The organism is Paenibacillus sp. AK002, from assembly GCF_053903045.1.
Genome location: NZ_CP096377.1, coordinates 1,601,051 through 1,625,251, shown reverse-complemented (window position 1 = coordinate 1,625,251; position 24,201 = coordinate 1,601,051). Strand labels below are relative to the sequence as shown.

Sequence of the window (24,201 nt, the reverse complement as noted above, 5' to 3'; positions counted from 1 at the left end):
CTTAAGCCCCTCCATTCTTGGTCATGTATCTCATCAAGGTTTCCTGCGAAGCCTGCTCTCTGCCAACTTCTCCGGTCATCCGTCCCGCGCTCATGACATAAATCCGGTCGCAGATCCCTAAAATTTCAGGCAGCTCCGAGGAAATGACAAGCACCGCCTTCCCCTCATCCGCCAGCTGGTTGATGATCGCGTAGATTTCGTATTTGGCCCCGACGTCAATCCCCCGCGTCGGCTCATCCAGAATCAGGATGTCGGGCTCGGCATAGATCCATTTACTCAGCACAACCTTCTGTTGATTCCCCCCGCTGAGGTTCCCCGTCTTCTGGAGAATGTTCGGCGTTTTGATCTTGAGCTTCTTCCGCATGTCTTCCGCCACGAGGATTTCTTCCCGATCGTCAATGACCATCTTCTTTGCCAGCTTGGACAGTCCGGTCAGCGAGATGTTGCGTTTGATATCGTCCATGAGGATCAGCCCGTATTCCTTCCGGTCCTCGGTCACGTAAGCAAAGCCGTTTTCAATCGCCTCGTTGATGGACTGATTCCGGATTTCCCTGCCGTCTTTCCGAAGCGTACCCGTGATGTTCCGGCCGTAAGCCCTGCCGAAAATACTCATCGCAAGCTCGGTCCGGCCGGATCCCATCAGCCCGGCAATGCCCACGACCTCCCCCCGGCGGATATTCATGCTCACATTGTCAATCACTTTTCGGCCTGCTTGCTGCTCGTGATATACCGTCCAATCCTTAACCTCCAGGATGACCTCCCCGATCTTCGGGCTCCGCTCCGGATAGCGGTTCGTCAAATCCCGCCCGACCATGCCGCGGATGATCCGGTCCTCGTTCACCTCGCCGCCTCTCATATCCAGCGTTTCAATGGTCTGGCCGTCGCGCAGAATCGTAATGGAATCCGATACCTTCGACACCTCGTTCAATTTATGGGAGATCAGGATGCAGGAGATTCCCTGCTTCTTGAATTCCAGCATCAGCGCAAGCAAATTCTCGCTGTCGTCCTCGTTGAGCGCCGCCGTCGGCTCGTCCAGAATAAGCAGCTTCACCTTCTTGGATAAGGCCTTCGCAATTTCGACCAACTGCTGCTTGCCGACGCCGATGCTGCCCACCTGCGTATTCGGGTTCTCGCTGAGCCCCACCTTATCCAGCAGCTCTTTGGCCCCCATCATCGTCTCGTTCCAGTTCATGATGCCCTTCTCGGCGCGCTCGTTCCCCAAGTAGATGTTCTCGGCAATCGACAAATAAGGAATCAGCGCAAGCTCCTGATGGATGATGACGATGCCCAGGTCTTCGCTTTGCTTGATGTTTTTAAATTCACAGACGCTGCCTTTGAACAGAATATCTCCCTCATAGCTGCCGTAAGGATACACGCCGCTCAGCACTTTCATCAGCGTGGATTTGCCTGCTCCGTTCTCCCCGCACAGGGAGTGGATCTCTCCTTCGCGAACCTTCAGATTTACCTGGTTCAGCGCCTTTACCCCGGGAAACGCTTTCGTAATGTTCCGCATTTCAAGAATGTACTCTGACATCTGGCTTCACCTTCCTATCCTTTCGTATTCGCTTGCCTAAAGACTATTTCAATCCGACTTCTTCCTTGGAATAGTAGCCCGTCTCCACAACCTCTTTCTCCACGTTGGAAGCATCAACGGATACAGGGGGAAGCAAATAGGCAGGCACGACTTTGATGCCGTTGTCGTACGATTCCGTATCGTTCACCTCGGCCTCTTCTCCCTTCAGCACGCTCTCCGCCATCTTCACCGCCTGCTCGGCGAGCTGGCGCGTGTCCTTGAACACCGTCTGGGTTTGCTCACCGGCCACGATCGACTTAATGGAAGCAAGCTCCGCATCCTGACCCGTGATGATTGGCAGCGGCTTGCCGGCCGTCCCGTAGCCTACGCCTTTGAGCGAGGAGATGATGCCGATGCTGATCCCGTCGTAGGGCGACAGCACCGCGTCCAGATTCTCGCTGGAATAGTTGGCGCTGATCAGGTTATCCATCCGCGACTGCGCCAGGGCGCCGTCCCAGCGCAGGGTCGCAATCTGGGCCATGGTGGTCTGTTTGCTCCGAACGACGAGCTTGCCCGAATCCATGTAAGGCTTGAGCACGGACATCGCGCCGTCATAGAAGAAGTAAGCATTGTTATCGTCCGGCGATCCGCCGAACAGCTCGATATTGAACGGCCCCTTCCCTTCCTTCAGGCCAAGCTTCTCTTCAATATAGGAGGCCTGCTGAACGCCGACCTGGAAATTGTCGAAGGTGGCATAATAACTCAAATGCTCGGTGTTGCGGATCAACCGGTCGTAGGCGATGACCTTGATTCCCTGATCATGGGCCTTCTTGATCACGTCGGTCAGCGTATTGCCGTCGATCGAAGCGATCACGATCACGTCGACCCCTTTCGTAATCATGTTCTCGATTTGGGAAATCTGGTTTTCAATCACGTCTTCGGCGAATTGAAGGTCGGTTTTGTACCCTTTTTCCTGAAACAGCCGCTCCATGTTCTTCCCGTCAGCCACCCAGCGTTCGGATGATTTGGTGGGCATCGCAAGGCCGACGTAACCCTTCTTTGCATCGCCGGTTTGGCTTTCGGCGAGGTTGCAGGCCGTCAGGGCCAAGAGCAGCACCGCGATCAGCAATCCTGGCAATCCTCTCTTCATCGGTAGTTCCCCTTTCCGAAAAATGAAATCGAGAGCGCTTACAACCGAAGGTTCGAAAAGCCTCTCTGTACTAAAAAGGATACCTCCGTTCGGGTGGAGGGGTCTTTCCACGAAAACAACCTTTTTTATAATTTTCATACTTTTGTTGTTCGGCATTCTTGCGAGATGTGCACAATGGGAACCGGTCCGAACGACTTTATCGTCATCAAAAAGAGCCTCCGGTTTGTTGTATGCCAACGAACCGGAGGCTCTCTCCATGCTGCAGCGTATATCCGACCGCAACCAGATGTTCTCTTTCCATGCGTCCATGGAAATAAAAAGGCCGGCGGGCACTAACGCCCGCCGACCCTATTGCGATCACATGCCCGATTGCAGCATTCTTGCCAGGATGGCCGCCGTTTCCGCGCGGGTAGCCGCCCGCTCCGGCGCCAGCCTGTTCGCTTGGTCGCCCGTCAACAGTCCTGCCTGCGAAAGCTGATCGACTGCCCCGCGAGCCCATGATGCAAGCTTGTCATCGTCGGCATATTGCACCGGCGCTCCCTCGGTCTCCTTGCCAAGTCCCGCCGCTTCCATCGCCCTTGCGATCATAACGATCATTTCCTGCCGGGTCACGGCCGCGTCTGGGCGGAAGCTGCCGTCCGCATACCCTTGGATCAATTCCACCTTATAGGCGGCTTGAACGTCGGCTGCAAACCATCGGCCCGCCACGTCGTTGAACGAAGCAGGAACCGCGGCTGCTCCGCTCGGATGGATCCCCAGCATTCTGACCAGCATGGCAGCAAGCTCCGCCCGCGTGATGGAGCGGCCGGGTTCAAAACGGCCGCCCTCCGTCCCCTGCACGATGAGCTTGTTCGCGAGCAGTTCGGCGTCGGCTTTAGCCCAATGCCCGCTCATGTCGGTGAATGCGCGGCGGCTCTCCAGAACGGTATAGGTTCCCGATGCCTTCAAAGTGAGAAGGGCATTTTCGGCCGAAGCGAAACGGGCCGGAACGTGCTTCCATTGTCCGGCGGCTTCATCGAGGTAAGCCGCCGTCAAATACCGGCCGTCGGCCAGCATTCGCTCTGAAGGCGCGAAGGTTGCGGATAATCGGCCATCTGCCAGCGGCTGTGCCGTTCCGTCCGGCTTCCATGCGTTCAGCGACACGGAGAACGGCTTAAGCCGCATACTCGCTCCCGTTTTCCGCGAGAGCTCCCCGAGCCTCGTCTCCGTCTCGTCATCGGCCGTTCTGATCGTGAGCCCGATGAAAGCCGCAGATAAATCCGATGGCAGCTCGCCCAGCTCAGCCAGTGAGAAGACAAATACGCCCTGCGGCGTGCGCCACTCCATCACCGCGCCGCTGACAAGCTCCCGCAGCCGTTCCACGACGGCAGGCTTCATGAGCAGCGACCATTTGTTCGTTCCGCCCCTCGCTTCAATCACGATGCGGCCTGAACTCAGCTGTTCGTGCTCGAGCGTGATCGTCTGACCGAATTCCCCGTCGAGCACCAGATCGACGGTGAGTCCGCGATCTTCCCCTGCGGGCGGTTTCACCCCGCCGGTATCGTCCGGCATGCCGACGGCGTTGCCCGGGCTTCCGCCGAAACCAGGGTCACCTGAGTGAACCGGCGGCAAAACGGCAACCTCGGCTGGGGTGCTTAAACCTTCATAGGTCACGGTCATGGACGTTTTCCCTGACCGGATGCCGTACAGCCGGCCCGCTGCATTCAGGGAGGCATAGCCCCTGTCTGCAAGACGGTATGCAGCTTCCGCGGTCACATCGGAGGAGGTGCCGTCCGAGTAATGTGCAGTTACCCGGATCTGGCGATATTCGCCCTCCCTCACCTCATACCGGGAAGCATCCAGCGTCAATCCGGTCGGCACGGCATAAACCGTGACGGGGGCGACGGCTGTCAGCCTGCCGGCATCAGCCTCATAGACGGCCTGCATGACGGTACGCCCGGTACGAAGGCCTGTGACATACCAGTAACCGTCCTCGGCCCGCGCCACCCGGATCAGCCCATCATCATATTGGAAGCGGGCATCTCCGGTTACGTCCGAGGTAGCATCCCCGTAAGTCACCTCGACGACCGTGCGCACCGATTCGCCGATTTGAAGGCGGTACGAGGGCGGCGTAAACCATATGCCGTCGGCAAAGGTCACCTGCACGCCATCCCGAATCGGTTCGCCGCCGATCCTGGCGTGAATGTCGGCCACTCCCGGCTCGGTTGAACGGACTTCCGCCGTATACACGCCGTTCTCGCGGTACGTGGCTTCCGTCACGGTGCCGAGCGTAGTCTCAAGCCGAATATCGGCCCCGCTCCCCGTGTTGTTGCCAAAGGCATCCCTCACCGAGATGGTAATCGTCGAGGCAGCGGAGCCGTTGGCCGGGATTGCCCCGCTGTCGGCTGAAAGCTCCGAAGCGGCGGCCGAAGCGGGACCCGGCAGAAATTCGACCTTAGCCGTGTCTGCGAGCTCGCTATTCTCCACGGATGCCGTAATGATGGCGATGCCGGCCTCGGTGGAGATTAGCGAGGCCGTGTACCGCCCCTCGGCCTCGTATACGGACCCGGAAACGGTGCCGATCGAGGAATGAATCCGAATGTCCGCGGGCCCGCCGTCATCCGGAATCGTATTGCCCGCGGCGTCCTTCAGCTGCACCGTAATCCGTGCGGACTGCATGCCGTCGGCTGTCAGCCCGGTCCGGTCCGCATCGACCGTCGAGCGAAGCGCCGAAGGCTCCCCCGGCTCGAAGGATACCGTCACTGCCGAGGTGATCCGAATGCCGTCCAAGGTTCCGGTAATGACGGCTGTTCCGGCCCTATTCGATGCAACGCCGGCCGTGTAACGGCCATCCGCTTCGTACTTCGGCTCCGTCAGCAGGCCAAGCGTCGACGCCAGCTTAAGCTGGAGCGATCCGGCATCGGAGCGGAGCTCGTTTCCGTAAGTGTCCTTCAGCTGTACCGTCACGTTTGAACGGCTTAGCCCGTCAGCGGTAACGACTGCCCGGTCGGCTGACAATATCGTTTGGTCCGCCGAAGCCGGGCCAGGCATGAACTGCACCGACGCCGTGTGCACCAGCGGCACATCGTTGACACTTCCCGTGATGACGGACTCGCCTGCCGCCGTGCCAGCCGTCAATATGGACGTGTACGTACCGTCATGATGATCCGTCATCAGACCCAGCGTTCCGGCCGTCGTCTGCAGCAGGACCTTGTCGCCCCCAGCGGTCAACGCATTGCCGAAGGCATCCTTCAGCCGAATCGTGACAACCGTTGACGTGCTGCCGCCCACGGTGATTGCTTTGCTGTCCGTCTCGATAATCGATTCGGCCGCGGATGCCGCCCCGGCGAGAAGATCCACCGATACAGGGTGCTCCAACGGCACGCCGTTTACGGCACCCGATACGACGGCTGAACCAGAAACCGTACCGGCCGTCAGCATGGCTGAATACGTGCCGTCGCCATGGTCTTGAACGCTGCCTAACGTTCCGGCCGTCGTGGTTAACACAACCGCATCACCGCCCGTCTTCAATTCGTTGCCGAAGGCATCCTTCAGCTGCAGCGTCACGGTTGTTGTGCTGGCGCCGTCAGCCGGCATCGCCGGGGATGCTGCCGTCAGCAGCGATTCGCGCGCCGAAGCCGCTCCGGTTTCAAAGTCAACGGACGCGGTCTGCAATAGCTTCGCACCGTTTATCGTCGCGGTGATCGTTGCCGGACCGGCAACCGTCGGTGCCGTAAGCACGGCCGAGTATGTGCCGTCGCCATGATCCGTTACCGCCCCGACCGAGCCGGCCGTCGCGCTCAGGCTCACCCTGTCGCCACCGGACGTCAGGTTGTTGCCGTAGACGTCCTTCAGCTGCACGGTCAGCGCCGTTGTGCTTGACCCGTCAGCCGGTAGAGCGGACGCCCCCGCTGTGAGGAGCGATGTTGCCGGGGAAGCGGCGCCCGGAACATACACGATGTCCGCCGTCTGCGTGACGGTCTTGCCGTTCAGCTCAGCCCGGACGACGGCCTTGCCGGCAGTCGTCGGCGCCTTAACGGTAGCCGTATAAGTACCGTTACCGCGGTCCATGACGGCGGAGAGCGTGCCTCCGCTTGTTTCGACGGATACCGCGTCGCCACCTTGCGTCACCGGGTTGCCGTAGGCATCCTTTGCTTGGACCGTAATGACAGCCGTACTGACTCCGTCTGCCGTAATCGAGGCCGGGTTGATCGACAAGCTCGTCGCTGACGGCGATGCCGCCCCCGCAACGAAGTTCAGGCTTGCCTTGCCGGCAAGTGCCGAGCCGTTGACAGAACCCGACACCGTTGCGGTTCCTGCGGTCGTCGGCGCCGTCCAGGTCGCGCTGTACGTCCCGTCGCCGTAATCCGTTACCGCACTCAGGCTGCCTGCAGTAGCCGACAAGGTTACGGTACCGCCCGAAGCAGTCAAACGATTGCCATGCGTATCCTTCAGCTCCACGGTAACCCTGGTCGTGCCGGTTCCGTTAGCCGGAACGCTTGCGTTCGCGGCGCTGATCGTGGAGGCCGACAGAGACACGGGGCCGGGCACGATGCTTACGTTCGTCGTTTGCGCGAGCCTCACGCCATTAACCGATGCCGATACAACCGACATGCCCGTTGCCGTCGGCGCCGTCAGCGTCGCGGTATACGTTCCGTTGCCTTGATCCGCAACGGAACCGATCGAGCCGATGCTGGCCTGCATCGTCACGGCATCGCCGCCAGTCACGAGATCATTGCCTCGCGCATCTTTCAATTTTAAGGTTAACGTCGTGGTCCCCGATCCGGCCTGGAGACTGCCTGAAGCAGAGGCTAGGCTGGACTTGTCCGCGGAGGCGGCCCCCGGGACGAACGAGACCACGGCCGTTTGTTTGATCAATGAACCGTTCAATCTGGCCGATACTTCAGCGGTGCCGGTCGTGGAGGCCGAGGTCAGCGTTGCGGTATAGGTTCCGTTGCCTTTGTCGGACACGGCCGCGATGGTGCCGCCGCTTGTGCTCATGGACACGGTACCTGCGGAAGCCGTCAACGCGTTACCGTAGGCATCCCGGAGCCGTACCGTCAGCATCGTTTTACTGCTGCCGTCCGCAACGATCGAGACGGGAGCCGCCGACAGCTCCGAGGTTTGCGTAGACGCTCCCGCGGGAAGAATCTGAATCGCGGCCTTCTGCTGCATCGCCGCCCCGTTCACCGCGGCACTGACGGTCCCGCTGCCGGCGGCCGTGCCTGCCGTCAGCACAGCTGTATAGGTCCCGTCCCCATGGTCGGTTACCCTCCCGGCCGTGCCGTGCGAGGACTGGATCGTTACCGTGTCGCCTCCGGACACCAGCGGATTACCGTGCGCATCCTTTAAGCGGACGGTCACCGCCGTGCTTCCGCTTCCAGCCGTGAGCGTGTTCTGCCCCAGGTTGATCGTGGATGCCGAAGCCGATGCGGCTCCCGGGACGAATGTGACCGTTGCCTTCTGCGCGATCGGCGTTCCGCCCAGCTCCGCCGTTACGGTTGCCGTACCGACGGAAACGGGCGCTTTCAGCTGTGCCGTGTACGTCCCGTTCTTCCGGTCCGTCACGCCGGACAGCGTACCGGCAGTCGTCTTCATTTGCACGGCGCCGCCGCTCGCCGTCAACGGATTTCCGTTGCTATCCTTCAGCTGCACCGTCACGGTGGAGACACTGCTGCCGTCCGCCGGAATCGATGCCGGGCTCGCGGTGACCGTTGAAGTGACGGCCGAAGCGCCAAGCGGATTGAACTTTACCGTGCCGCTTGCGCTCATGGGATAACCGTTAATGATGCCCGTAATCGTTGCGGTTCCGGTCGTCTTGGACGACGTCAGTTCAGCCGTATACGTCCCGTCCCCGTGATCGGTGACCGGACCGAGCGTGCCCGCTGTCGTGCTAAGCTGAACGGTCCCTTCGCTCCTGCCGATGTTATAATTGCTTCCTTCCTTGAGCGTTACGGTGACCGTCGTCTTGCTGGTCCCGTCCGCGTCGATGGAAGCGGGACTGGCGCTGATTTGCGTCCGGGCCGGATATACTTGCAGCGCAGACGTGTAATATACCAAAGGGCTGGCATCCGATATGCCCAGTTCTCCCTTGCTGGTCCAGCCCGCGCCCCATACGGTACCGTCCGCTTTAATCGCAAGGGCATGATTGTCACCCGCAGCGAATTGACCTGCGTCGCCGAGCAGTTTTGTCGCGACTTGGAGGTTCCGGTTTTGCATGCCCCACCACCACAAGGTTCCGTCGCTTTTCAGAGCCATGCTCAAGCGGCCGCCGCCAGATATCCGGACCACGTCCGTAAGCGGTCCGGAACCCGTCTGCTGAACCTGAATCGCCGTGTTGGAAGAAGTCAGCCCCGGGTTGCCCAAGTTGAAATTCTCATTGTATCCCCAAGCCCAAACGGTGCCGTCTCCCTTCAGAGCCATGCCGCCAAATCGACTGCCTTGGATATCGGCTATGCCGGTTAACGGCTGTCCGGAGGAATCGATCACCTGTACCGGATACACGGAGTCGGCCGTTGACCCGCTGCCCAACCCTCCAAAGCCTCCGAAGCCCCAGGCCCATACCGTGCCGTCGTTCAGCAGCGCTGCGGAATGGTAATCGCCTGCCCCTACGGCCTTCACATCGTTGAGATAGGATCCGCTTGACGCCTTGATGCGTACGGCTCGGGGGTTGCTGATGTCATAATAATCGGTAAGCATGTCGCTTGAATTGGAACCCCATCCCCAAGCCGATCCGTCTTCCTTGATGGCCAGAACATGGTCGTAAGCCGCGGCGATGCTGCGTACACTCGTTAGCGGCCCCCCGCCGGACTCCGTCACCTGGACGGCACGATGCCGGTCATCCGATGCACCGTTCCCCAGCTGTCCATAGGTTCCCCTGCCCCAGGCCCATACCGTACCGTCGTTCAGCAGCGCGACCGAGAAATAGCCTCCGCCCGTGACGAACTTCGCGTTTCCCAGGGGCGTACCGTCGAATTTGGTCACCGGAACGGGCCGAAACGACTTTGCCGTTGTGCCGTTGCCCAGTGCTCCCGCACTGTTGTCCCCCATCGTCCAAACCGTGCCGTCTCCGGCAATCAGCAAGGAATGAAGGTATCCCGCTCCGATTCCTTTGATGCCGGCGGGCGCCGCGGATGCGGCATGTGCCGGCTGCGGCAGATTAGGCACGATCATCAGGAATGCGAGCAGAAGCATCGCGATTTTTTTCAATCTGCGCAATGGAATCTCCCCTTCTTGTAATAAATAGTAAGTAAATATAGCAAGGAATCGAAACTCTGGTGCATGTTGTCCATGATTCCACGGTCCTGACCGCATTCTAGCAAAAAAGGATGTCAATAATAATTAACAAACGTTAACGATTCGACAAAAAATTTATCTCGGATGAGTCCCCTCGGATTGCAAGAAAAAAAGCGGGGATTGCCATGGAACGCAATCACCGCTTCTTATCGCTACCTACCGTGGGCTCCGCTCTTCGTATCGTCTATTCTTCCAGAACCGCCGCCCCTTTGCGGTACCGGTTCGGCGACACCCCCATCACCTTCTTAAAGGCCGTGCTGAAATAATGCTGGCTGTCATACCCCACCCTCTCCGCGATGTCCAGGATGCTCAGCTCGGTGGCGTTGAGCAGCTGGATCGCTTTCTGAATCCTCGTCTGGGTCATGAGCGTGATAAAGGACGTGCCCAGCTCTTTCTTTAGCGTCCGGCTCAGATAGACCGGCGATACCTGCAGGGCCTGGGCGAAAGATTCCAGCGTCAGCTCCCGAACGGCATACTGTTCCTGGATGAGCTGCCGGGCACGCCGTACCAGCGGAGACAGCTGCGCCTCCTTGAATACCCCTTCCCGGCAAGCCTCGTAGGCGGCCGCAACCGCGCCGCCGTCCGCCCCTTCCGAAACCGGCTCCAGATGTACATTCACGGCCAGCTTCAAGTACTTCTGGATCAACTGCTCGGCATCGGCCGCAATCTCTATATCCGCTTCTCCCCAGCAGCAAATGCCGATCCAGCCGGTATGGTCCCGGAACAAAACGCAGGGTGCGGGATGAAACAGCTCGGCGATTATATTTTCCATCGCGAACAGATACAGCTGGCGGTCGCTTTCCTTCATCAACGGCTGCGGAGCCGTCATCTCCGGCCATCTGGCAATGCCGATCCGGGTGGGACGGCAAGGCGGCAGTCCCAGGAACTCCAGCTGCTCGATCGCCTCCTCCTCATCCAGCAGGCCATGCATCCATTCGAGGCAGAACCGTTCCCGCAGCAGCGGAATGTTCTTCTCGATTTGCTCCGACGCCTTCTTCAGGTAGCTTTCCTGGATTTGATGGTCGTTCAGCTCATCCCGAACGCTCCCGAGCACCTGGATCAGGTGCTCCGCATTTACCGGTTTCAATATATAATCCTTAACGCCAAGCCGGATCGCTTCCTGCGCATAAGCAAATTCGTCATGGCCGGTAATAATGACGAACCGGCATGCGGGGCGTTCTTCCTTCATTCGCTTCATGAGCCCGATGCCGTCCAGGAACGGCATATTCATATCGACCAGCATAATGTCAATCGGCTGGCTGAGCGCAAGCTCCAGCGCTTCCTCGCCATCCTCCGCTTCGGCAGCCACTTCCATGCCGAGTGCCCCCCAGTCGACCGCATCCCGAATCCCTTCGCGGATAATCGGCTCATCGTCGGCAATCAAGACTTGATACGCTTTCTTCATCGTGAGTCTCTCCCATCATGATCGGAGGACGAAGGAACGGCATGCAGCAGCGGATGCGTAATCCGTACCGTGGTTCCCTCGTTCTCTATACTGTCAATCGTGATTCCGTACGTCTCCCCGAACGTTAGCTTGATACGGGCCTGCACATTCAGCATACCGTAGCTGCGGCTTCCTCCCGGCCCTTCTACCGGGGTCGCCTCCATGGCCGTTACCGGATCGGCAAGCTGCCTGCGAAGCGCCTCCAGCCGTTCCTTCGGCATTCCTGCTCCGTCGTCCCGTACGGCAAGCACCAGCACATTTTCCTCAACATCCGCTTGGATCCAGATTCGCCCCGGGCCTCTTCGGGCCTTAATTCCGTGATATATCGCGTTCTCTACCATCGGCTGGAGAATCAGCTTCAGGACGTACAGTCTCTCGGCTTCAGGCGAAATCTCCATCTCAACCTGCAGCCTGTCGCGGTAACGCGTCTTCTGGATTTGCAGGTAACTGCTGATATGCGTCCATTCGTCGGACATGGGAATGATATCATCGCCTTTGCTGAGCCCGACCCGAAACAGCCGCGATAAGGACTCTACCAGATCCGATACATCGTCCGCCCCTTTCTTGCGAGCCATCCAATGAATCGTATCCAGCGTGTTGTACAGAAAATGCGGCTTAATATGCGCCTGCAGGCTGCGCAGCTCCGCCTCGCGCTTCTGCCTCTCCCGCAGCTCGCTCAGCTTCATCAGCTTGCGGATCTGCTGGAGCATGCGGTTAAAGCTGCGGCCAAGCATGCCCACCTCATCCTGCCGGTTTCCCCAGTAGCGGATCGTCAAATCCCCGGATTCGGCTTTTTGCATGAAGGACATAAGCTGCCAGATCGGCCTGGATATGGACTGCGAAAGCGTGTAAGACGCCGTTACCCCAAACAAGCACACCACAAACAAGAAACAGATCATATAAAAACGAATCTCCCGCACCTCATAGACCGATTCGCTGGTTGGAAATACGCCGATCGTCCGCCAGCCGGTAAAGGAGGAGGTGCCGTATATCAGTTGCAGCCGTTCCCCGTTCACCTCGCGAATCAAAGCGCCGCTGTCCTCTTCGGGAAACCACGAAGGCGGAATGGACGGAATGATGGAATCCTCCGGGGTATAAATGCTGGAGCCGCCAGCCTCTGCCACCATCAAATAACCGCTTTTTCCGAGCGTCACATCCCGGACCGTCCTAGCGACCGCCCGCAGCTTCAAATCGATCAATACCGCGCCGGTCACTTCCCTCGTATCCGGATCCACAAACGAGCGTACGACCGACACCAGCTCCTCGTTGCCGTAATGAACATGGGTGGTGACGTTACGGTCTGCCGGATGGCCGAGTACGGTAAAGATCCCTTCGTTTAAAGCAGCCTCGCGGTACCATTCTTCCTCCGTCAAACTCGCCGGACTTCGTGCATACATTTCGTTACTGATATAGGCTCCTTCGCGATTGACCAGAAGAATGGAGGCGATTTCCGGATACAGCGTCGTGAAGCCTTGAAGGTACCGCTTAATCTCGTAATTCTCCTCATTATCCTGCTTGACCAAGGACGTTTGCGGGATGTAGGTTCCCGCAGGAATATCGGCTCCTGCCGCAGGCTTATCGCCTTGAATGTCCCCTTGCAGAAACCGTTCCGTGCGAGGATCGAAGCCGATCAAATACGTAATGTTCTGAAGATTCTCCATATCACTGTCCAAGGTTTGGTTGACCTTTCCGATCAGTTGAATGGTATTCGAGGTTACCTGCTGGTCCACAATGCGGTTTACCGTCCAATTGACAAGAACGCCAAGGGCGATGGAGGGAAGGATTCCAACCATGAGGAACAGGATGACCAGCTTGTACCTCAGCGGCAAATCCCCGAACCGCAGCCAATGCGAAAAGCCCTCGCGCCAGGATTCCACTCTGCTATTTCGCATAATAATCATTCACATTCTCTCGGGTCACAATCGAGATCCCGGTGTCCACCCTCACGGGAAGCGGGGATACATCATTGCCGAGCGTCGGGGCCGGTACGGTAAGTCCGTGATGCAGGTGAAATAAATACTGCAGGGACCAGTAGCCCATATTCCACGTCCCCTGAGCGATCGTTGCCGCGATGGTTCCGTCGGAAATCCGGTCCAGCGTCCCTTTGTTCGTATCGAATCCAATGATGGTCACCCGGCCCGCCTTACCCGCGCCGATAACGGCATCCGCCACGCCCATTCCGCCGCTGGCCTCCGTCACGAAAATCCCCTTGAGATCCGGGTGCTTGCCCAGCATATCCGCGGCAGCCTCTTTGGCTACTAGAGTGTCCCCTTTCCCTTCCCTGACCTCCACCACGGACATGGAAGGATATCTCTGCGCCAACGTGTCCCGGAAGCCTTCCGAGCGGTCGTCATGGTTCTGCTGCCCGGGCTGGGTCACAATTCCGATTTCCCCTTCCCTGCCGAGAAGCTGCGCCATCTTGTCCGCGGCCGCAACCCCTGCGTTGTAATTATTGGTTGCAAGAAAAGAATACGCCTTGCTGTCAGGTGCATCCGCATCGAACAGGACGACCGGAATCCCGGCATCCACGGCCTTGTTGATCGTAGACGTCAGCGCCTTCGAATCGATGGCCGACAAGGCGATGCCGGCCGGACGCTTCGCGATGACCTGCTCCAGAACGGTAATCTGTTCCTCCACGTCATATTGCGTGGACCCGCGATAATCGACGGTTACGCCGAGCGCATCCCCTCCATCCTCGAAGCCCTTCAATATATTTTTCCAATATTCCATCCCGGATTGAAATGTGACCATGACGTAATTCTCGCCCATGCTGCCGTGCAGCCCGCCTTCCTCCCAGGCCGAGGAGCGCTTGTCTTCCAGCCTGTACATGAACACATAGGTGAGAAAAGCCAATATAAGGGCGCCGTACACCAGCATCATCTTCTTCATGAATGAGTCCCCCGATTCTTGATCCTTCGTTTGCCATCCACCAGTTGCAACCGGTTACATATCGTATAATGAATATACTGCAATTCTCCGAAAAAGATCAAACGCTTGCTAGAATTTGGCAGCGTACAACAGCAAAAAACAGGCTGTTCCAGGTTCCCCTTAACCATGTTCACAGCCTGTTTCTATGATTTCAAGCATATGCATTTCGTTCCTGCATGAACGAGGTTTGGGTTGCCCGTACTGCTCACTTAGCCGGATAGATGCTAATGCCGTGCATAAATAAACTCACCACGTGACGCGCAAGATCCTCAGGAGTCCGCTTGCCTGTCAGCAGCTGCTGGGAGGTCAGCCTTTCGATGACGCCGACCAGGCACTCCGCAACGATGTGCATGTCGGAATCACGATCAAAGTACCCGTCCTGCTGCTCTCCCTTCAGATTTTGCTCGATCATGGCTGCCATTTCAGCCTTTACGATGGCGGAATCATCCCCGATGAAAAAACCGATTTGCGTCAAATCCGGGTCCTTGCCAAGAAACGTGAACAATCCCGTAAGCACGCCAAGCAAACGCCCGGTCACATGAGCCTCATCGATTCCGCTCTCCAACCGGCTTCCCTCGATCAGGCCTTTAAGCTCCGAACGAAATTTCTCCATCAGTTCCCTGAAAATCGCCTCTTTGCTCTCAAAATACAAATAGAATGACGGCTGCGTCAATCCTGCCCGGGAAACGATGGTGCTGATCTTGGTCTGATGGTATCCTGACTTCGCAAATTCATTGGCGGCAACAATCAGTAGTCTTGCCCGGCTTTCTTGTCCGTTCGCACCCTTCTTCCGCAAAGCTATCCAACCTCCGAATCTACCCATGATGTATGTATGCTAGTTACCCTTCATTATACTCTATATCGGAAAGTTGCTGCTACACATAAAGAGTCCCGCCTGGACCGAAGACTTTACATCGCCCCCGGAACGTTATAACGTAAAAGGGATAAGTTGCTTAACGTTTCAGCCAAAAAGGAGATTAATCACATGCAGGAACATACCCAATCCAACTCGGTAGATACAATCGAGTCATATAGCTCGGCCCCGCATTCCTCCAAACGCGTGCTTATCATCACGGCGGTTGATGCCGAAAAAGATGCCGTGTTGCGCGGGCTAAAGAATGCGTCCGGATTCGAGGTTATCGCGGGCGGAGTCGGTCCGGCGGCCACGGCTGCCGCCACTGCCCGCCGGCTGATGCAAGCCTCCTACGATTTCGTTGTCAGCGCAGGCATCGCCGGAGGTTTTGCCGGTCAGGCTGAGGTTGGCTCCATCGTCATTGCGGACCTCATCCTTGCGGCGGATCTTGGATCCGAAACCGAAGACGGCTTCACCAGCGTTCAGGAGCTCGGCTTCGGAACGGATCGGATTCCGGTCGATGCTGCCGCTGCCGGCAAGCTTGTCGAGGCCTTGGAGGATGCCGGCGCCGCCGTGACCCTTGGTCCCGTGCTGACCGTATCCACCGCGACGGGAACGGCAGTGACGGCCGCCAGCCTTCTCCGCCGAGTGCCGAACGCCTGCGCCGAAGCGATGGAAGGGTTCGGCGTAGCCACCGCTGCCGCTGCAGCCGGGGTACCCGTGCTTGAGATCCGTACCATATCCAATCAGGTCGGTCCGCGGGACCGCGGCGCATGGAAGATCAAGGAGGCGCTGCAGGCGCTTGAGACAGCAAGTTCATTACTACCGGAGGTGCTACGATGAAAATCGCTTTTTCCCCTTGCCCCAACGACACATTTGTCTTTCATGCCTGGGTTCACGGTCTTATTCCCGGTGCTCCCGAGCTTGATGTATCCTATGCGGATATCGATATCACCAATCATTGGGCGGCCGAGGATCGGGAACATGACATCTTGAAAATATCCTATGCCGCGCTGCCCTGGGTGCTGGATGAATACGCCCTGCTGCCCTGCGGGGGAGCGCTCGGCCGCGGTTGCGGGCCTCTCGTTCTGACGGCGGACAAGCTGACGGACGGAAAGACCCCGGACAGTCCGGCTGCGTTGTCCGGCCGGCGGGTAGCCGTTCCGAGCGAGCGCTCCACGGCTTATCTGTTGTTTCGCCTGTGGGCCGCCCAAAACGTACCCGGAGGACTCGGCGAAATCGTGGTGATGCCGTTTGACCAGATCATGCCGGCTGTCCGCGACGGTGCCATCGATGCCGGGCTGGTCATTCACGAAGCGCGATTCACTTACCCGTCCTACGGATTGAAGCTGATGACCGATCTCGGCAGCTGGTGGGAATCCGATACGAATCTGCCGATCCCGCTGGGAGCCATCGTGGCCCGCAGGTCGCTGGATCTGGCCAGCATCTCGAGCTGGATCCGCTCCTCGGTCGAATACGCCTGGGAACATCCCGGGGAATCCCGGGATTATGTCCTCCGGCACGCACAGGAAATGGACCCGGACGTCGCCGATGCCCACATTGACTTATATGTCAATCCATTTACCGCGGAGCTGGGCGAAGACGGCTATGCAGCAATTTCCGCCCTGCTGAACCGCGCAGCCGATGAAGGGCTCGTGCCGCGGATCGATCCCGCGCTGCTGAAACGTCCGGAATAGCCGGATGATAACCGTGTAACGACGTATTCTCTCGAAAGACCGACTGCATGCAGCCGAAGTTTTTCTTGGGAAAGTAGGAGGAGGCTTCCTCCGAAGTCAATACTGTATTTCTCTAAAAATAGAGGAACGCCCATGAGCCCGACCAACCGTGTCCGGCTTCTCTTTTGGCGTTCCTCTTTTTCCTGCCTGCGAATCGTTCATCCGAACTTTCCAAGTCAGAACTTGTTCCTCGATATCCAATCATGCAGCTGCCTGTAAATTCCGATAATTTCATCCATGGGCATCCTCACCAGCCCGCTGGACGATGGAGCTACAAACTCATGGACGCCGTCTACGACGGAGTCCGGCTGGATTCCCCAGTCCGCCTTGGCCTTGCCGCTGTATTCAGTATACACGCCCTTGCCGACAAAACAGGCAACCTCCGGTCTGTATTCCTCCAGCTTCTTCCGCAGCGTCTCTCTTCCGAGCCTATACTCTTCGCGGGTAATGTCTTCCGCGCCTCGGGTGGGCCTGGCTACAATATTGGTGAATCCATAACCCAGTTTAAGCAGTTCCCCGTCCTCTGCGGCTTCATATAAGCGTGGAGTCAAACCGGACTTATGCAGTATCCTCCAAAAATTGTTGCGCGGGTTTGCGTAATGGTGCCCCACTTCGCCCGATCGCAGACTCGGGTTAAAGCCGATAAATACAAGGGTTAATCCATAATCCAGATGATCGCTGACTTCGTCCATGCTTGATTCCTCCTCATCATCTAATCTGGGTTCCCTTAAGTTTAATGAGAGCTCGATGCGGCAGCGCTATTGTTGCGTTTGCGTATTTGGTGAATCCCCATCACGACGGCAACGAGCTCCCAGTCATCGAGAACATCGCTCTCATTCTGCAGCTGATAGGCTCCGGCTTGGAGCCAGCCGCTAATGCGGGAAAATTGGGCGATGCCCCTTCCGGCCTCATCCGTTATTTCATATTCATTGGAAAAGGCAGGCGAAGTGATCTCATACACGCCACGCGCCCCCGCATCGTATTCGAATTTTTTCGTAAAGAAACTCATCCGCATGCGCAGCAGACCCAGTTCTTCCCCATTGCCGCCCGTGATATTCCATTTGTTCGAGAAGAATCGGAACGAGCCGCTGCATACGGTCTCTCCCCCGGCGTTATACACGTCCAGCGAGGAGCCGAAAACACTCTTCAAGTCCAAGCTTCCTATTACACGGCCTTCCCTATCCATAATATCTGTCATCCCCGAGCTAAAAAAGTTATCCTTAAAATACAAATGCATGCCCCTGCTCCCCTTCCTCGATTTCCTGCATCCCTGTTATTCATACAACGATTTGCAGGTTAAATTGTTTCAAATTTTTGCGGGAAATTCGGGAACCGATCCATGTTTCGATTGTCTAATATTCGAGGTGATGCTATTGGAGACCCTTAAATCTATGGTAGCCGTGAATGATCCAAGCACGCTGCTGAGCGGCTGGATGGAGTCCTTCGGCCAGGACGTGTGGAACTATGCGTTCTTCTTAACGAAACGCAAAGATGCGGCGGACGATATCAGTCAGGACGTGTTCCTTAGGGCTTATAAGCACTGGAATGATTTTGAGGGCCGAAGCTCGGTCAGAACGTGGCTGTTAACCATCACCCGCAATCTTTCCCTGAACTATCTCAAATCCTCCTTCATGACAAGGGTGTCTTTAACCGGCTGGATCACCTCCAAGCAGACCGAGCCTTCCGCGGAAAAAGAGTTCATGGATGCCGCGGCCGTTTCGCAGATCTGGAAATGCGTGATGGAGTTGCCGCCCAAATACCGGGAAGTGCTGATTCTGGAATTCCACTATCAGCTGCCGCGAAAAGATATGGCCCAGCTGCTCGGCCTATCCGAAGGAACGATCAAGTCCAGACTGCACCGGGCGCGCGCCCGGATGGAAACGATGTTGAAAGGAGCGGATATCCCATGAAAACCGAACAAGAGCCGCAGCCGGATTGGATGCAGGAGCTTGCTTCCCCTCCGTTCAACGAGCCGATGTTCACCGCGAAGATGAAATCCGATGTATCGCAGAGCGCCGCAAACGGCTCCTTAAGCCTTAAACGACGAAGAGCTCCAGCGCGTCTTATCAGCATGACCGCGGGCGTATTGGCGCTGCTTCTCATAGCGGCGGCGTGGGGATGGCGCGAGTCCCCTGCGCTTCAACGGATGATCCCCATCCAGGGCTGGGGATACGCTGCCAAGTGGACTCCCCGCAGCGTATACACGGTGGATGGCGTGGATAAGCTTCAGGTTTTTCCGGGCGGGGAAACTGCAGCGGGCTCTCCGGCCGGAGCCTGGTGGAATTTATTAACCCCGATCCAAGAGCTTGAAGGGAAAACGATCAGCATATCCGCCGTTCACCGGGATACGGGAACTACCATCGAGGAGCTTGCCGAGACAGAGATTACCTCCGATATGGCTTACAATGACTTGACGCGAGTTTCTTCCCGCTTCGCTCTGCCGCTTTCCGGTTTATGGCGTTTCGACGTGATGGTGGACAACGAAAAATATGGCGATATCGTTATCGATGTTCCGGATGGCAGCTGGGAGCCGAGCCCGAGCTTCGTGTCCGGCAGTTATGCCATGACCGGCGTCGAAGGACGATTGGGCTTTATACACTCAGGCCTTATCGCTGGCAAGCCGAACAAATACATGTGGCATTTCTGGGGGCTTGACGAAGAATTAACGGGGGAGCTGGTCATCACCGCCGTGAAACAAAATTCGTCCGAAATCATCGATGTATTTAAATCTCGCGTCGCTCCTTATCCTCATAATGGTGCCGATGCCTCATTGCCGACAACGATGTTACTTCCTTCGCCTGGACTTTGGCGCATTACGGTCTCGATCGACGGTCAATTGTTCGGCAGCGTCATTGTCGAAGTTGCTAAACCTTGAATTGGGGAAGCCGCAAGATACATGAGCCGCGGACCGTTAACACAAGCATGCCTCATGGCAAGCCTCCTCGTGCAATCATGGAGGAAGCCGCTGCCTTGACCCTGCCGTTGAAATGAAACGGATTCCATTAAATAAGGCTGCCCCGGTCCGTAGAACATCTACGGAGAACCGGGGCAGCCTTTTTCAAGAGGAATATGACGGTTCATATTCCTCTTGTTCCATCAGCCAATACGCATTATTTCGCTTCCAATGCTTCCTTCGGCACTTCGATCTTGCTGATTTCGTTATGCTTGGAGTAGGCGCTCTTCATTTTCATATCCAAGGATACCTTCTGACCCTCGGCTTCCATTGCCATCACCATGTCCAAATCCGTTGTTACAGGCAGGTAAGATTCCTTCTGCACGCCATAAGTAATATGAATGCTCTTGATATCCATTTGGTCCATCATGGCTTCCATCTGCGGATCGTTGCCCGCTTGGCTCATCATAGACTTGGCAAGCTCCTTCAGATTGTCGCCGGAGACATCCGCCGTCAGGACGTATGCGTCTCCGTCCTCCGTTACTTTGAAGTCCTTAGCGAGGGTCTTGAATTGCTCTACCTGCTGCTCAGGACTCGCACTGCTCGGATCCAGGCTGTCGCGGATCTCTTGCTCCGATTCCTTCGGAACCTGCATCCATTGACCATCCATGAGCATGTAGATGCCGTCTTCCGTTATATACTGCTTCATCTCGACCTTGCCTTCCGGCGAATCCATCACGACGTTCTGCATCATCTCCACCGGCTCTAGCGTAAGCTCCGAATCGAGCGACATATCAACGTTTTGCTCCTGTTTCTCTGCGCCTTCAACAACGATGTGCTGCTTGACATCGGCTTTCATGGCAAAGCTCTTCAAGTTTTTCGAAGCTTCGGCCGATTTTTGAAGAAGCTCGTCAGCGGTCGGCAAAGCCTCCTCCTTCGGCTCTTCTTTAGCCGGCGGCGTCTCTGCCGGAGTCGTCGTCCCTTGTTCCGCTGCAGGCGGTGTTGCGGCATCATCTGCTGCTTTGTTGTCTTTGCCGCATGCCGTCATGCTCATAACCAAAATTGCCCCTAGTAATATTGCCGTCCACTTCTTCAATCGAATTTCCTCCTAAAATATGTATTCCGGATTACTTACCCATTCTATACGATTTGTAACATCCGTTGATCAAAATTTCCGAAAAAGGTACACTAGACCTAATTCTGTTCAGGAGGCGTGCTCGATTGGAAAACATTCTGATTACCGGATATCGAGCCCATGAGCTCGGTATTTACAATAACAAACATCAAGGCATTCCTTATATACGCAAAGCGATCGCCAATCGTCTGGTTCCGCTTCTGGAGGAAGGCCTCCAGTGGGTAATCACCCCCGGCCAATACGGCGTGGACCTGTGGGCCATTGAGGCGGCAATAGAACTAAAGTCCCATTACCCTCACCTGAAATGCTCCATTTTGACGGCGTACCAGAATCCCGAAGAACAATGGAACGATGATAAAAAAGCTTATTTTCAGGAAGTCATGAAGGGGGTAGACTTCTATGCGCCGGTCAGCAAGAGTCCCTACCAGGGGCCATGGCAGTTCACGGCCAGAGACGATTTGCTCCTCCGCAAAACCGATGGCATTCTGCTCGTGTATGACGAAGACGGCGGCGAAGCCAGCCCCAGGTTCATCAAAGAACGCGCGCTGAAGAAGCAGGCCGCGGACGGCTACCGCTTCATCAGCATCGGTTCCGAGGAAATCCAGGCGGTTGCCGACGAAGAGAGCATGTCGCAGGATGATTACTAGGTCGGCTGCCCTCCGGTTACCATTTCGATCCGCCGGAGGAATTGTTATTGTCCCAGCTTGATCCGCCGGACGAATTTCCGGATGGCGAATCCCCCCAGCCGGAACCGCCCGAGGAATGCGAGGAATGCGAGGAACCGGAGGAGCTTCCCCAGTTGGAGCCCGATGACCGGCTGCTGCTCTGCGCTGCCGCTTTGCGGGCGTCCGCCGCGGCTCTTCTCGCTTGATCGGCTGCTCTTTGGAGCTGCTGGGCCGCCCTGCGCTGCTGCTCCAGCATTTCCTGATGGCGAATCTCCCTCTCTACCCGATCGATATATTCCGCGATATTCAACAGTTCATGCGAGGCTTCCGCATACATCCCCTGCTCAAACAACTGCTCGACCCGGAGCCGATAAGACTTGTAATTTTTCTTGAATCCCCTGCTGGCCCTCCGCGAAACTTGTTTGAAACGCTGCTCGACCTGCACGGATAATCGTTCGGCTTCCTCCTTCTGACGTACAATGTCTTGAACCCCATAGGCAAAATGCTCGGCCTCCTGGGTACAGCTCCTCGCTGCGCTCTCCAGATAATCCAGGTCATACAACGGGGATGAGAGCGCATCGCCCACGGTCTGTACATTTCTCCAAAATGAATCAGGCAGCCCTAACAGAAGCGAGTGGTTGCTCGTGACTACGTTATGAATCTGCAGGGTCTTCTGCTGACTGACAAACACTTCTTGAGCCGCCGCCAATTCATGGCGTACAGCCTGGAGCCGATCATCCAGGCCTTCAAGCGTTTCCTTCATTTCCCGTACCCATTGCAGCACGCGGGCCATCGTCATCGATTCGTCCTCGATGATCTCGCTCGCCTCTTCGAACTCCTGCACCTCGTCGTGCGTCAAGCGTTCGGCCTCCGGAAGTTTACCGTCCGCCATGCGGACCTCCTGCGATTCCTTCGCCAAGGCCTGCTCCCAGCTTTGCCAATGCCTCGGCACATACTGGCTTCTGCAATGATTCAGCATCGATTGCAGCACGGAGCTTTCGTTATGAAATTGTTGTATTTGCCCATACAACCGATCCAGATCGTTTCGATTCTGCCTTCTCAGCTCCGCCTGCCGTCTGGTCATGCCCAGCGCCTCTTTCAGCATAGCGTGCGCACGTTCCGAAGACTTGCGAACTTCACCCATATTCCCTTGTCGGAGATAATTTTCCAGTTGGTTCATCTGCTCCCTTGCATCATCCAGCCGCTCGAAAGGCCGGACCTTGATCCGATACAACTGGTGGGTCTCTATGATCTTAACAATCTCGGCGCGAATCGCCGCCGACTGATCCGAAAATTCATGAGCTTCCTTAACATAAACAGCCACGTCTTCGATGTTGCTCTTGCTCATGGAGTGCTTCTGCTCGGCTGCCTTTAGAACCTCCTGCGCCTCCAGCGGGTCAAACAGCTGGAGCTCGACGGCGCGCTGAATATCTTGTTCCAGCCCTTCAAGCTCCTGGTACAAGATCGGGAAGGGATATCCCGTATCGGCTGCTGTCCGGTCAAGGGTTTGCTTAAGCACCGTGTAATCCGCGTGCAGCTCCGTGGTTCTCCCTTTCGCCGTTTTATCGGCATGCTCGATGACGGTAATCCGGTTATCTTCGGCCTTGATCCCATGCTCCAGCCGATCGGCGATTTTCGAAAACCGCTGGATGGCTTCATCCATGGAAGCATAACGCAGGATGAAAATCCGGGTCTCCTGCAGCTCGGTTTTACTCTCTGCGGCAGCCACCATAAACTCGGACAAACGATCTGCGATTTCCTGCACCGCTCTGCCTGTCCTGCCTTGAGCAATCCCCTGATAGGCGCCTACCTTCTCGAGACTTGCGTTGCATTTGACCAGCAATTCAGCGAACTGCTCCGAAATCATGGACAGTTTGCGCTTTTTAAGATAACCCCTGATCAACATAAAGATCAGCGTGATTCCCAATCCCCCAGCAACCATTTCAATCCATGGGAGCTTCGGAAGCTCGATCTTCAGAGGAGCGGCAGTATCTGCCGTGGACGTTGACCGGGTTGTTTCATCCGTGGTTTTGACATTCCCCTTGTTCTCGGGTGTCGGTGATACCGCTTCGGCCTTACGATCATCTCCCTGAACGGGAACTTCACCGGCAGGCAGAGCTGCCAGGCGATGGACCTGGTGGATCATGCTCGCGCTGGCCTTCGAGAAACTTCCCTCCTTCGCATGCGGTATGAAATAAGCGTCCAGCATGGCGGTTATGGCGGAACTGCCGGTACCCTTCCCCTTATTCCTGCTCCATTCGTCGATGGCTTGCTGCAGCCGCGGATTGTTAAAATTGAATTCCACGCTCCGGTCTCCCGAAGAAATCAGCAGCAAAACATCCGCCGTGTCCAAATTCCAGGCATCGTACGCTGCATTGGCGTAATCCGTCGGACTTTGACCATCCAAACCCGGAACCGTCAATACAAAGACATGGATCTGCTCCCCTTTGGCGATTTTACTCAAATACTGCCGCTGCGACGAATCAAACAAGCCGGCCGTATCTCGCACCAGCCCTTGTTTGGACGGAATACCCGCGGCCCATACCGATGTGCCGGTCCCTATGATCAGAACCAGCATGACAATCAACCATCGCATACGTTTCATTTCA

The 24,201-nt window shown here is 56.7% G+C and carries 16 protein-coding genes; 5 read left to right on the top strand and 11 right to left on the bottom strand.

Annotated features, from left to right (window positions below):
• Position 1: 1 nt before the first annotated feature.
• From mmsA to M1D70_RS06780, 7 genes are all read right to left on the bottom strand, one after another.
• Positions 2-1,534 carry a multiple monosaccharide ABC transporter ATP-binding protein gene (gene mmsA, locus M1D70_RS06810; RefSeq protein WP_456289502.1) on the bottom strand — a complete coding sequence of 511 codons (1,533 nt, stop codon included), beginning with the start codon at positions 1,532-1,534 and terminating at the stop codon, positions 2-4.
• 43 nt (positions 1,535-1,577) lie between these two features.
• Positions 1,578-2,663, bottom strand: a complete 1,086-nt coding sequence (gene chvE, locus M1D70_RS06805) for a multiple monosaccharide ABC transporter substrate-binding protein (RefSeq protein ID WP_009591605.1) — start codon at positions 2,661-2,663, stop codon at positions 1,578-1,580.
• A 357-nt stretch (positions 2,664-3,020) separates the two neighbouring features.
• Positions 3,021-9,860 (bottom strand): invasin domain 3-containing protein, encoded by a 6,840-nt coding sequence (locus M1D70_RS06800; RefSeq protein WP_456289501.1) that lies wholly within the window; start codon positions 9,858-9,860, stop codon positions 3,021-3,023.
• Positions 9,861-10,122: 262 nt separating this feature from the next.
• Entirely contained in the window at positions 10,123-11,343 is a 1,221-nt protein-coding gene (locus M1D70_RS06795) for a response regulator (protein WP_009591734.1), read from the bottom strand.
• The gene (locus M1D70_RS06790; protein ID WP_456289500.1) at positions 11,340-13,283 is read right to left on the bottom strand and encodes a cache domain-containing sensor histidine kinase; all 1,944 of its coding nucleotides are present in this window, start codon (positions 13,281-13,283) and stop codon (positions 11,340-11,342) included. The genes M1D70_RS06795 and M1D70_RS06790 overlap by 4 nt, the downstream gene beginning before the upstream one ends.
• Positions 13,264-14,271, bottom strand: coding sequence for a substrate-binding domain-containing protein (locus M1D70_RS06785; protein ID WP_009591655.1), 1,008 nt, complete (start codon positions 14,269-14,271; stop codon positions 13,264-13,266). Before M1D70_RS06785 ends, M1D70_RS06790 begins: the two co-directional genes overlap by 20 nt.
• A 244-nt stretch (positions 14,272-14,515) precedes the next feature.
• Positions 14,516-15,106: a TetR/AcrR family transcriptional regulator gene (locus M1D70_RS06780; RefSeq protein ID WP_340964633.1), complete on the bottom strand. Its 591-nt coding sequence runs from the start codon at positions 15,104-15,106 to the stop codon at positions 14,516-14,518.
• A 189-nt stretch (positions 15,107-15,295) separates the two neighbouring features.
• On the opposite strand from M1D70_RS06780, the gene M1D70_RS06775 reads away from it, so the two are divergent.
• Both M1D70_RS06775 and M1D70_RS06770 read left to right on the top strand, forming a co-directional pair.
• The gene (locus M1D70_RS06775; protein ID WP_009591579.1) at positions 15,296-16,006 is read left to right on the top strand and encodes a futalosine hydrolase; all 711 of its coding nucleotides are present in this window, start codon (positions 15,296-15,298) and stop codon (positions 16,004-16,006) included.
• The gene (locus tag M1D70_RS06770; protein WP_009591617.1) at positions 16,003-16,860 is read left to right on the top strand and encodes a 1,4-dihydroxy-6-naphthoate synthase; all 858 of its coding nucleotides are present in this window, start codon (positions 16,003-16,005) and stop codon (positions 16,858-16,860) included. Before M1D70_RS06775 ends, M1D70_RS06770 begins: the two co-directional genes overlap by 4 nt.
• Positions 16,861-17,075: 215 nt before the next feature.
• Here the strand turns inward: M1D70_RS06770 and M1D70_RS06765 are convergent, their stop codons facing one another.
• Entirely contained in the window at positions 17,076-17,591 is a 516-nt protein-coding gene (locus M1D70_RS06765; protein ID WP_456289499.1) for a mismatch-specific DNA-glycosylase, read from the bottom strand.
• Positions 17,592-17,632: 41 nt separating this feature from the next.
• The gene (locus M1D70_RS06760) at positions 17,633-18,136 is read right to left on the bottom strand and encodes a hypothetical protein (RefSeq protein ID WP_456289498.1); all 504 of its coding nucleotides are present in this window, start codon (positions 18,134-18,136) and stop codon (positions 17,633-17,635) included.
• A 154-nt stretch (positions 18,137-18,290) separates the two neighbouring features.
• Between M1D70_RS06760 and M1D70_RS06755 the strand changes: the two genes are divergently transcribed.
• On the top strand, positions 18,291-18,809 hold the full coding sequence (locus M1D70_RS06755) for an RNA polymerase sigma factor (protein ID WP_456289497.1): 519 nt from the start codon (positions 18,291-18,293) through the stop codon (positions 18,807-18,809).
• Entirely contained in the window at positions 18,806-19,774 is a 969-nt protein-coding gene (locus tag M1D70_RS06750) for a DUF4871 domain-containing protein (RefSeq protein ID WP_456289496.1), read from the top strand. The genes M1D70_RS06755 and M1D70_RS06750 overlap by 4 nt, the downstream gene beginning before the upstream one ends.
• A 235-nt stretch (positions 19,775-20,009) precedes the next feature.
• Here the strand turns inward: M1D70_RS06750 and M1D70_RS06745 are convergent, their stop codons facing one another.
• Complete coding sequence (locus M1D70_RS06745; RefSeq protein ID WP_456289495.1) at positions 20,010-20,888, bottom strand: DUF6612 family protein; 879 nt, start codon at positions 20,886-20,888, stop codon at positions 20,010-20,012.
• Between the two features lie 125 nt (positions 20,889-21,013).
• Here M1D70_RS06745 and M1D70_RS06740 point away from each other — a divergent pair, with 125 nt between their 5' ends.
• Entirely contained in the window at positions 21,014-21,574 is a 561-nt protein-coding gene (locus tag M1D70_RS06740) for a DUF1273 domain-containing protein (protein ID WP_213580491.1), read from the top strand.
• A 16-nt stretch (positions 21,575-21,590) separates the two neighbouring features.
• Here the strand turns inward: M1D70_RS06740 and M1D70_RS06735 are convergent, their stop codons facing one another.
• Positions 21,591-24,197, bottom strand: coding sequence for a TPM domain-containing protein (locus tag M1D70_RS06735; RefSeq protein ID WP_456289494.1), 2,607 nt, complete (start codon positions 24,195-24,197; stop codon positions 21,591-21,593).
• Between the last annotated feature and the right edge of the window lie 4 nt (positions 24,198-24,201).